This window comes from Caulobacter sp. AP07 (genome assembly GCF_000281955.1).
Lineage (GTDB): Bacteria > Pseudomonadota > Alphaproteobacteria > Caulobacterales > Caulobacteraceae > Caulobacter.
The window spans coordinates 19,805-30,563 of record NZ_AKKF01000294.1 but is presented as its reverse complement, the minus strand read 5'-3'; the positions used below and the strand labels follow the sequence as shown (position 1 = coordinate 30,563).

8 protein-coding genes and 1 pseudogene are annotated in these 10,759 nt (G+C 66.9%); 6 read left to right on the top strand and 3 right to left on the bottom strand.

All coding sequences use genetic code 11. From position 1 onward, the window contains the following. Positions 1–515 (bottom strand): annotated as a pseudogene (locus PMI01_RS24430) (flagellar hook-length control protein FliK); the annotation flags it as partial. 402 nt (positions 516–917) lie between these two features. Between PMI01_RS24430 and flgK the strand changes: the two are divergent. From flgK to PMI01_RS28090, 6 genes are all read left to right on the top strand, one after another. Next, on the top strand, positions 918–3,032 hold the full coding sequence (gene flgK / locus PMI01_RS24425; RefSeq protein ID WP_007675826.1) for a flagellar hook-associated protein FlgK: 2,115 nt from the start codon (positions 918–920) through the stop codon (positions 3,030–3,032). A 9-nt stretch (positions 3,033–3,041) separates the two neighbouring features. Further along, positions 3,042–3,965: a flagellin gene (locus tag PMI01_RS24420; protein ID WP_007675825.1), complete on the top strand. Its 924-nt coding sequence runs from the start codon at positions 3,042–3,044 to the stop codon at positions 3,963–3,965. Between the two features lie 60 nt (positions 3,966–4,025). Then, the gene (locus PMI01_RS24415) at positions 4,026–4,694 is read left to right on the top strand and encodes a hypothetical protein (RefSeq protein ID WP_007675824.1); all 669 of its coding nucleotides are present in this window, start codon (positions 4,026–4,028) and stop codon (positions 4,692–4,694) included. A gap of 48 nt (positions 4,695–4,742) precedes the next feature. Continuing rightward, positions 4,743–5,960, top strand: a complete 1,218-nt coding sequence (gene mnmA / locus PMI01_RS24410) for a tRNA 2-thiouridine(34) synthase MnmA (protein WP_007675823.1) — start codon at positions 4,743–4,745, stop codon at positions 5,958–5,960. Between the two features lie 419 nt (positions 5,961–6,379). Further along, positions 6,380–9,403: a TonB-dependent receptor domain-containing protein gene (locus PMI01_RS24405; RefSeq protein WP_035038297.1), complete on the top strand. Its 3,024-nt coding sequence runs from the start codon at positions 6,380–6,382 to the stop codon at positions 9,401–9,403. Positions 9,404–9,798: 395 nt separating this feature from the next. Beyond that, positions 9,799–9,933, top strand: a complete 135-nt coding sequence (locus tag PMI01_RS28090; RefSeq protein WP_007675821.1) for a hypothetical protein — start codon at positions 9,799–9,801, stop codon at positions 9,931–9,933. A 9-nt stretch (positions 9,934–9,942) separates the two neighbouring features. On the opposite strand, the gene PMI01_RS24400 is transcribed toward PMI01_RS28090, so the two are convergent. After that, entirely contained in the window at positions 9,943–10,155 is a 213-nt protein-coding gene (locus PMI01_RS24400; RefSeq protein WP_007675820.1) for a hypothetical protein, read from the bottom strand. Then, on the bottom strand, positions 10,152–10,655 hold the full coding sequence (locus PMI01_RS24395) for a winged helix-turn-helix transcriptional regulator (RefSeq protein ID WP_007675819.1): 504 nt from the start codon (positions 10,653–10,655) through the stop codon (positions 10,152–10,154). Before PMI01_RS24395 ends, PMI01_RS24400 begins: the two co-directional genes overlap by 4 nt. Positions 10,656–10,759 lie beyond the last annotated feature (104 nt).

Genomic DNA, 10,759 nt, shown 5'->3' with positions numbered 1-10,759 from the left:
TGCGGCGCGGCGGCCTCGGCCACCGGCTTGGGCGCCTCGACCGACGGGGCCTGCATGGCGGCGATCAGGGCCGCGGCGGCCAGGGTGGCGGCGTCGGCCTGGCCGGCGGTCGCGTCGGCGGTGGCGGCGTCTTTAACAGGGGCGTCCGCGGCCGTCTCGGCCTGGCCCTTGCTGTCGACGTCCTTGGCGGAGGCCGTCTTGGTCTTGTCGGTCTTGTCGGCCGCCTTGGCGTCCGAGGCCTTGTCGGCCTTCACGTCCGAGGCGCGGTCGGCGGCCTTGGCGTCCGAGGCGCGATCAGCGGCCTTGGCGTCGGAAGCCCGGTCGGCGGCCTTGGCGGTCGCGGCCTTGCTATCCTGGGCCCGGCTGTCCCGCGCGGAGGTCCTGTCGTTGGCGGCGGTCGCGCTTCCGGCCTGGGCCAGCAGCGCGCCGAACCCTTCGGCCGCGTCCTTGTCGAAACCCGCGGCGGGAGCCGGGGTCGACGGAGCGGCGGAAGCGGGGGCGGCGATCGCGGTCATGCGGCGAGAAAGTCCACGGCGGATGGCGGCCCGGAGAGGAACGCCTTGATCCGCCCTTCCCTGAGCAACCGCCGGGCCAACTCGCGAATGACCATTAAGTCATTGTTTTTACTGATATTAAAGAAGAATTTACGACTTCAGATAGGCCGACCACGGCGCTTTTTGCCGAGCCAAACGCGGTAAAAGCAGCCCCTGTTGCCGCGTCGTCGCGCCTCACCCCCGGTTGGCGCCCTCCTTGCGCATAGGGTCCTGTCGCTTGCTCGACGCCAGGAACCAAACGCCATGAAATTCAATGGCTTGCACATTATCGAAGGGGGCTACCCCCGCCACGCCCGGCAGTTTTCGCCGGGCAAGGCCGCGTCGTGCCGTTCCTGGTTTGCCGAGCGGGCTGGAGAATAGCAGATGTCGCTGAACACCATCCTCAACATCGCGACCTCGGGCATGATGGCGTCCCAGACGGGCCTGCGCGTCGTTTCCGACAACATCGCCAACATCAATACCCCCGGCTACGTCCGCAAGACGATGGCGCAGTCCAACCTCGTGTCGAACGGCATGGGGGTGGGCGTCAATATCGACGCCATCAAGCGGGCCACCGACAAGTTCATGGCCGCCGCCAGCCTAAACGGCGCCTCCAGCGCCGGCAAGGCCAACGCCGTGGCGACGGCGATGGACAACGCCCAGAAGCTGTTCGGCGACCCCAGCGCCAAGACCAACTACTTCTCGACGCTGAACGACGTCTACGCGGCGTTCTCGATGGCGGTGGACGACCCCTCCTCCACCCTGCTGCGCAGCTCGGCCACCACCAAGCTCCAGGACTTCCTCAGCGAGAGCAAGCGCATCACCTCGTCGCTGTCGGGCCAGATCAAGGACACCGACAACCGCCTGGGCGCCGACGTCGACCGGGTCAATGTCCTGCTCAAGCAGATCGACGACCTGAACGTCGACATCACCCGCGCCAAGATGGCGGGCGCCGACGGCACCGGCTCGGAGAACATCCAGAGCGGCCTGATCGACGAGCTGTCCACCTATATGAACGTGCAGATCAGCGACCGCGCCAACGGCGGCGTCACCGTCCGCTCGGCCGAGGGCGTCAGCCTGGCCGGCAGCGGCGCGGCGACCCTGACCTATGTGCAGTCGGGCCCGGCCAACGGCTACCTGACCGTCACCACCGCCAACAGCGGCGGCGAGGTCATGCCGCTCTACGTGGCCAATGGCGAGCTGCAGGGCCTGCTGGAACTGCGCAACAAGGAACTGCCCTACCTGTCGGACCAGCTGGGCGAGTTCGTGACCCGCGCGGCCGAGGAGCTGAACCGCGCCTCCAACGCCTCCAGCTCGGTGCCGGCCCCGGCCGTGATGAACGGCAAGGACACCGGCCTGGACGCCACCACGGCCTTCAGCAATTTCACCGGCAAGACCACCATCGCCATCACCAACGCCGCCGGCGTGATCCAGAAGCGCGTGGACATCGACTTCACCGCCGGGACCATGACCGTCGACGGCCTGCCCGGCCCGGCCTTCACCAACGCCAACTTCACCGCCCAGCTGAACACCGCCCTGGGCGGCACGGCCACCGCCAACTTCGCCAATGGCGCGCTGAGCCTGAACACCGCCGCCCCGACCAACGGCGTCGCCATCGTCGACGACGCCACCACGCCCTCGACCAAGGCCGGCAAGGGCTTCAGCCAGTTCTTCGGCCTCAACGACGTGATCCGCTCGGACGGCTATTCGCCCTACGAGACCGGCATGACGGCCGCCGACCCCAGCGGCTTCACCCCCGGCCAGACCCTGACCCTGCGCCTGACCGACGCCGACGGCAGCCGCATCCGCGACGTGCAGGTGACCATTCCCGCCGGCACGGGCACGATGCAGGAGACGATCGACGCGCTGAACTCGCGCAACAACGGCGTCGGCCTGTTCGGGTCCTTCGCCCTGGGGCCGAAGGGCGAGCTGTCCTTCACCTCCAACACCGCCTCGCCGGTCAGCCTGTCGGTGGTGGCCGACACCACCCAGCGCGGCGTCGGGGGCCCCTCGCTCAGCCAGCTGTTCGGCGTGGGCCTGAGCGAGCGCAGCACCCGCGCCGGCCTGTTCAAGGTGGATCCGGCCATGGCCGCCGATCCCTCGAAACTGCCCTTCGCCAAGCTGAACCTGGCCGCGGCGGCCGGCACGCCGGCCCTGGCGGTCGGCGACGGCCGCGGCGCCCTGGCCCTGGCCAAGGCCGGCGACGTCACCACCAGCTTCTCGGCCGCCGGCGACATCGCCGGGGCCAGCAAGAGCGTCCTCAACTACGGCGCCGACTTCAGCGGCTCGATCGCCCGCAAGGCGGCCGCCGCCACCAGCCGCAAGGAAGCCGCCGAGTCCGTTCAGACCGAGGTCAACGCCCAGCGCCAGTCGCAGGAGGGCGTCAACCTCGACGAGGAACTGGTCAACCTGACCACCTTCCAGCAGGCGTTCAACGCCTCCGCCCGCCTGATCCAGGCGACGAAGGACATGTTCGATGTCCTCACCAATATCGTTTGAGGTTAAGCCATGACCCGCGTCTCCACCTCCGGCAATTTCGGCGTGATGACCAGCAACCTGATGCGCGCCCAGGTGCTGCAGAACACCGCCGGCGAACAGGTCTCCAGCCAGAAGAACGCCACCGACCTGAAGGGCTACGCCAAGAACGCCGAGGTCCTGACGGCCATGCGGGCCTCCCAGGCCAAGGTCGCCGGCTTCCTGGACCAGACCACCCTGGTCTCCAACCGCCTGGACGTGCAGGACGTGGCCATCGGTCAGGTCTCCGGCGCCGTCCAGACCGCCCGCGAGGCGATCGCCAACGCCGTGGCCGCCGGCAGCGCCGAGACCATGATGCAGGCGCTGGGCGGCGCGTTCGGCGACGTGCTGCAGGGGCTGAACGCCAAGTCCAACGGCCGCTACGTGTTCGCCGGCGCCAAGTCCGACATCCAGCCGACCACCACCACCTCGATGGCCGACCTGACCGCCGCGGCCAGCGTCGCCTCGCTGTTCCAGAACGACCAGTACGTCACCAGCAACCGCATCGACGACACCACCTCGGTCGACACCGGCGTGCTGGCCGACAAGCTGGGCACGGGCGCCTACAACGCCTTCAAGCAGGTCCAGGCCTATGTCGACGCCAACGGCCCGTTCACCGGCAAGCTGACCCAGGCCCAGACGACCTTCCTCACCGGCCTGCTGCCGACCTTCGACGCGGTCAAGACCGGCCTGATCACCGACCAAGCCAAGAACGGCCTCAACCAGAAGCGCTTCGACACCGCCCAGACCGACCTGAAGGACCAGGCCGACACCCTGAGCACCATGGTCGGCGGCATCACCGACGTCGACATGGCCGAGGCCATCACGCGGCTGGAGTCCGCCAAGCTGGCGGTCCAGGCCTCGGCCCAGGTGTTCGCGTCCTTGCAGAACTCATCGCTGCTGAACGTGCTGAAGTAAAATCGTCGCCGGCTCGGCGAAGACCTGGAACGCCGCCCCGCAAGCAGGCACTCTCGGACCATGTCCAAGGTTGCGAAGATCGCTAGCGCCCTGCTCCTGACCGGCTTCGTTGCGCCCGCCGGCGCGGCCTGGTCAGGTCCCGCCCAGGCGCCGGCGTGCCAAGCCTCCGAAGGACGTGTGGATATTGAAGGCCGCCAGTGCGTCGCTTCGCCCGACGGCCGCAGGCGCGTCGTCATCGACCGAGGCCGGATCACCGTCGAGGAAAACGGAAACGCCCGCGCCGCTGGCATGATGGACAATGGCGACATCGCCTGGAACGCCGCCTCGACCGGCTTCGTCGTCGCCGACAGCGGCGGCTCGGGCCAGACCAGTTTCTTCAGCTATGTCGACGTCCGCCAAAAGGTGCTGCATCGCGACAAGCGCCTGCGTCTCGCGGCGGTCCAGCGATACGCCGCAGTGTTCAAGTGCGCGGGTCCGGGCGTGCAGGTCCATGCCTGGTTCAGCGGCTGGGAGGACGACCACCGCGTGAGACTGTCGGTTCAGGAGGGCGTACACAGCAAAGGCTGCGTTCATCGCGATACCGAAGCGATCCAGATAGGCTTCATCGCCAACGTCGTGACTGGCCGCATCGAACAGGTCCTGACCCAGGCCCAGTTCCAGAAATGGTGCGCGCCGGACCAGCACCCTGAATATGGCCTCTGCCTCGTCCCGCCGGAGCCCGTCTATTAAGAAGGCCGCGACACCCCAAACCTCGCAAAACCAGCCTCGAACCGCTATATGGCCGCGATGGACGCCGACATCGCTCTCTTCGACACCGCCCCGACCGACCCCGCCATCCTCGACCGCGCCGTCATCGCCGCGCGCGAGGCCGTCGGCCTGCCGGTCGGCGCGCGGATCGTCGCGGCGATGTCCGGCGGGGTCGACTCCACCGTCACCGCCGCCCTGCTGCACAAGGCCGGCTACGACGTGGTGGGCGTCACCCTGCAGCTCTACGACCACGGCGCGGCGATCTCGAAAAAGGGCGCCTGCTGCGCGGGCCAGGACATCATGGACGCCCGCATGGCGGCCGAGCGGATCGGCATTCCGCACTACGTTCTCGACTACGAAAGCCGCTTCAAGGAGCAGGTGATCGAGGAGTTCGCCGACGCCTATCTGCGCGGCGAAACGCCGATCCCGTGCGTGCGCTGCAACCAGACCGTCAAGTTCCGCGACCTGCTGGACGTGGCCCGCGACCTGGGCGCCGAGGCCATGGCCACCGGCCACTACGTGCAGCGCAGCTTCGCGGGCGGCGGCAATCGCCCGCAGCTGCGCCGCGCCGCCGACCCGGCCAAGGACCAGAGCTACTTCCTGTTCGCCACCACGGCCGAGCAGCTGGACTTCCTGCGCTTCCCGCTGGGCGGCATGGACAAGCCGACCGTGCGCCTGGTGGCCGCCGAGCTGGGCCTGTCGATCGCCGACAAGCCCGACAGCCAGGACATCTGCTTCGTGCCCGAGGGCAAGTACACCACGGTGATCGACAGGATCCGGCCGCAGGGCGCCGTGCCCGGCGACCTGGTGCACATGGACGGCCGGGTGCTGGGCCGCCACGAGGGCGTCACCCGCTACACCATCGGCCAGCGCCGGGGCCTGAACATCGCGGTCGGCGACCCGCTGTTCGTGGTCCGCATCGACGCCGACAAGCGCCAGGTCATCGTCGGCCCGCGCGAAGCCCTGCTGACCCAGGGCCTGTCGCTGAAGGAAGGCAACTGGCTGGGCGCCGAGGACAGCCTGGAAGCCGCCGCCGCCGCCGGCGCGCCGGTGCTGGCCCGCGTGCGCTCGACCCGCGAACCCGTCCCGGGCCGCCTGGCCCTGGTCGACGGAGCGGCGCACCTGATGTTCGACGTCCTGGAAGAGGGCGTCGCGCCCGGCCAGGCCTGCGTGCTCTACGACCCGGCCGACCCCGAGCGCGTGCTGGGCGGCGGCTTCATCGTCGCGACTCAGCGAGCGGTCGTCTAGGCGGCCGCCGAGCGCGTTCGCCCTCAAGGCTGCGAGCGTTCGATCCCGAAGGTGGGTCGCCAGCGCCCGACGCATGCCTGAAGCGGGCTTCATCGACATTGCGGCGGCTTGCTTCACAACCAGCACGCCCCTACGAGAGGTTGCGCTTAACGTGGGATTGTAAAAAACCCTTCAGTGTCATCGATGATCAATAAGCCAACGGTAGATTATTGCTCTTTTGTAATGATCAAGGGGTCTTCTCCACAATATGTGGCCGTTATGCGACACGCGAATACCGTTTAGTTGCAGGATCGCAATGTTCATTGACCCGAGGTCGATTGTTCCCCTAGCTCCGCGACAATCGGGCTCAAAGATCTGAGCGGCCGAGACCATGGATGTCGTCCCGTGTGGCACACCGGGACTACTGGGGGATTTTGACCTTGAAGACTATCACTGCGCGGGAGCGCCTGCTGGCCTCCACGATGATCTGCGGTGCGGCCGTGGCCCTGTTTGGCGCCAGCCAGGCCATGGCTCAGACCGCTGCTCCGGCCGCCGCGCCGGAAGAAACCGCCGTCGAAGAAATCGTCGTCACCGGCTCGCTGTTCCGCCGTACCGACACCGAAACGCCTTCGCCCGTCACCGTGCTGACCACCGAGACGCTGCAACGCGCCGGCATCACCACGGCCACGGACGCGATCCGTTCGATCTCGGCCGACGGCGCCGGTTCGATCGGCACCGGCTTCCAGAGCGGCTTCAGCGCCGGCGGCTCGGCCGTTTCGCTGCGCGGCCTCGGCGTCTCCTCGACCCTGGTCCTGGTCGACGGCCTCCGCTCGGCCAACTTCCCGATCAGCGACGACGGCCACAACGCCTATGTCGACCTCAACAGCATCCCGTTCAGCCTGATCGACCGCGTCGAAGTGCTGAAGGACGGCGCCTCGTCGACCTACGGCGCCGACGCCATCGGCGGCGTCGTCAACCTGATCATGAAGAAGCAGTTCACCGGCATCGCCGGCAGCGCCGAATTCGGCCAGAGCCAGGAACGCGACGCGCGGCACACGCGCGGCGACCTGACGTTCGGCATCGGCGACTACGCCGAACAGGGCTGGAACTTCTACGTCAACGGCGAATACCAGAAGGACGGCCGCGTCACCAACCACAGCCGCGGCTTCCCCTACAACACGCTGGACCTGAGCCGTATCGGCGGCCTCGACAACAACACCGCCGACAGCACGCTGACCACCGCGACCCCCAGCGCGGTCGTCGTCCGCACGAACCAGACCGACCTGAACAATCCCCTGGCGGGCGGCGCCGTCCCGTTCGCCAACGGCACCTACGTCGACTCCAAGGGCGTGACTCAGAACTACAGCAACTACACCACGCTGAACCTGAACTGCGCCAACGGCACGTACAACGTCACGGGCGGCGGCGCGCGCGGCGCCGGCTGCAAGTACGATCTGGTCGACCTCTACAACCAGATCGCGCCGAAGCAGGAGCGCTATGCGTTCAACACCCGCCTGAGCGTGCGCCTGGCCGACAACATCGAGGCCTACGCCACCGCCGGCTACTCGCGCGACTTCGTCAGCATCAAGAACCAGCCCCGCGCCCTGCGCAACACCCAGCCCTTCGGCGGAAAGGCCACCCAGGCCTCGACCAACCCGGGCCTGGTGCTGCCGGTCTACATCTGCTCGGCCGGGACCAACTGCGCCACCGCCTCCGATCGGCGCCTGAACCCGAACAACCCGTACGCGACCGCCTTCGCCAACGATCCGGCGAACGGCGCGGCCCGCACCTACTACCTGTTCGGCGACATCCCCGCCGGCAGCGATCGCACCAACGAAGTGATCCGCGGGACCGTGGGGCTGAAGGGCGACGTCGACGGCGACTGGAACTGGCGGGTCGAAGCCGTCGGCGCCAAGGACAAGCTGAGCATCACGCAGTACGGCTTCCTGAACATCGCGAACCTGATGAACGCGATCAACACCGGCGCCTACAACTTCGTGAATCCGAACGAGAACAGCGCCGCGGTTCGCAACTTCGTCTCGCCCAACATCAAGACTCCGTCGGACGCGACGATGATGTCGCTCGACGCCTCGGTCACCAAGCGACTGTGGGCCCTGCCGGGCGGCGACATGCAGTTGGCCGTCGGTGGACAGGTTCGTCGCGAAGAACTGACCAACAACAACCAGAACGCCAAGCTCGACACCTATACGCTGACCACCTCGTCGGCGTTCGGCAAGCACACCGTCTCGGCCGCCTACGCCGAACTGCTGGCCCCGGTGCTGGACAACCTCGAAGTCAACGCCTCGGGCCGCTACGACCACTATTCGGAAGGCTTCGGCCACTTCTCGCCGAAGATCGGCGTGAAATATACGGCGCTGCGGCAACTGGCGTTCCGCGGCACCTTCTCGAAGGGCTTCCGGGCCCCAACTTTCGCCGAGTCGAACGCCGCCAGCCAATATGCCGGCTTTGCGACCTACGCGACCCCGGCCTCGTTCCAGAACGCCCACGGCGGCCTGGTGTCGGGCGGTAACACCAACCCCTACGCCCAGTCTTATGCGCTGGGCGGCGGTTATGGGGGTAACCCCAAGCTGAAGCCGGAACTGTCGCGCAGCTTCACCGCCGGCCTGATCGCCGAGCCCACCCCGTGGCTCAGCCTGACGGTCGACTACTACAACGTGAAGAAGTCGCGCCTGATCGTCGCCGGCCCGCTGCTGCTCGACGCCAAGAACGCCTACTACACGAAGACCAACGCCACGGACGCTTGCGCCGCGGTCGCGGCCATCGGGCCGGGCTATTCGTGCAACCTGGTCGACGCCGTCGATCCGCTGTTCCCGACCGCCCTGCCGCGCGTCCTGATCATCAACGCGCCGTACGAGAACGTGAACTTCGCCAAGACGTCGGGCATCGACTTCTCGGCGACGGCCAAGGCGACCCTGCCCTACGACGTCAAGTTCACGAGCCGCCTCGAAGCGACCCACGTGATCCAGTACGACCTGCACACCTCCAATGGCGTGCAGAAGTACGCCGGCACGCTGGGCCCGTACCAACTGTCGTCGGGCAACGGCACGCCGGATTGGCGCGGCAACTGGCAGAACACGTTCGAGTTCGGCCGCTACAGCCTGTCGGCCACCGCCTACTATGTCGGCAAGATCAAGTCGGTCGCCGCCGACCAGCGCGCGGACACCAGCTGCCGGGGCAACGTGTACTCGCCGGTCAAACCCGGCGAGGACGCGACGATCGCGAACCGCTTCTGCCACATCAAGGAGTTCATCAACGTCGACATGAACGGGACGATGGACGTGACCGACAGCGTCACGGCCTATGTCAACGTGGGGAACGTGTTCAACGAACGGGCTCCGGTCGCGGCGGCTGCCTATTCCAGCGCGCCGAACTACCTGACCACCTTCCACTATGCCGGCCTGGTCGGCCGGACGTTCAAGGCGGGCATCCGCTTCAAGTTCTAGTTTGAACCGAGCGAACCTACGGAAGGGGCCGGCTTCGAAAGAAGCCGGCCCTTTTCTTTTGCTCCAAGCAGACACGCTCCGGGCAGATGGGCCTGAGCCACGCCGCGAATCCCGCAGCCGACCTGGCCGATGCCCCCGACCCGCAAGGTGAGCGCGGGTCGCCTTGCCATTTTCCAGCTCAATAAATCAGCAAGACCTGCCTGAATAAGTCTACATTTGACAAGTATGTCAAATTATACTGACGTATGCGTCAAAAATTGAAATTAATCCTATTGAATCGCGATTTTTCGCCGGCAAGGCGAGTGACATACGAAACTTTTGTGGCATGGAGTGCATACACGACTGTGCGCCGCCCCGAGCAATTTTGACAAATCTGCAAATTTGAGCTGAAGACCATGCAAAGCACCGCCTACATCTATGCGTCGCGGCAAAACGAGCGCCGCTTTTCGCTGAACAAGCTGAACGTCGTGCTCGCCAGCTTCGCGCTGTGGGCGACCCTGATCAGCGGCGTGGCGCTCGTCCTGGGCTAGCACCCGGCCTCACCCGATCTCGTCGAAGCTCATGCCGATCTTGAACAGGCAGTAGCCGGTCTCGTCCACCAGCCGCGCCACGTCGGGATTGGTGTCGGCTCGTTCGCGGACCCGGGTGAAGCGCCAGTCGGCCTCCGCCGCGCCAGCCGGAAACCCCGCCCCGTCCGCCGTCACCAGCCGGAAGGCCGGCAGGGCGCGGTGGACGTGGAAGCGATAGCTCACTCGGCGGCGAAGGCGATCGAGGCTTCCAGCGCCTCGCCGACCGTCAGGGACGGCTGATCATGGACCACCCGGGTCAGGTCGCGGCCGTCGACGATCTCGCCGCAGGCCTCGCAAGCCAGCTTGGGATGGAAATCGCAGCCGCAGGTCTTGTGAACGAAGTGCACCGGCCCCTTGCCCAGGCCGTAGACGTGCTGGTCGCCCCATTCGGCCATGGTCAGCAGCACCGGCGACAGCGCCCGGCCCTTGGCGGTCAGCACATATTCCCGGCGCGGCGGCCGCTCGGAATAGCGCCTCGGCTCCAGCACGCCGTGGCCGACCAGGCTTTTCAGCCGCGCGGCCAGGACGTTGCGGGCCACGCCCAGGCGTTCCTGCCACTGCTCGAACCGCTTCACGCCCTGGAAGGCGTCGCGCAGGATCAGCAGGGTCCAGGGATCCCCGACCACTTCGAGGGTGGCGGCGATGGCGCAGCGTTCATTGGTGTAGTCGGCGGTGCGTCCCATGAGCGGAAGGTGAAGCCTTCCGCCGGGGAATGCAAGGGTTGCTTTTGCAGACGAACGGCGTAAGTTTCCTAAAGCAATTGACTCTCTCGGTTGCGCACTGCGCG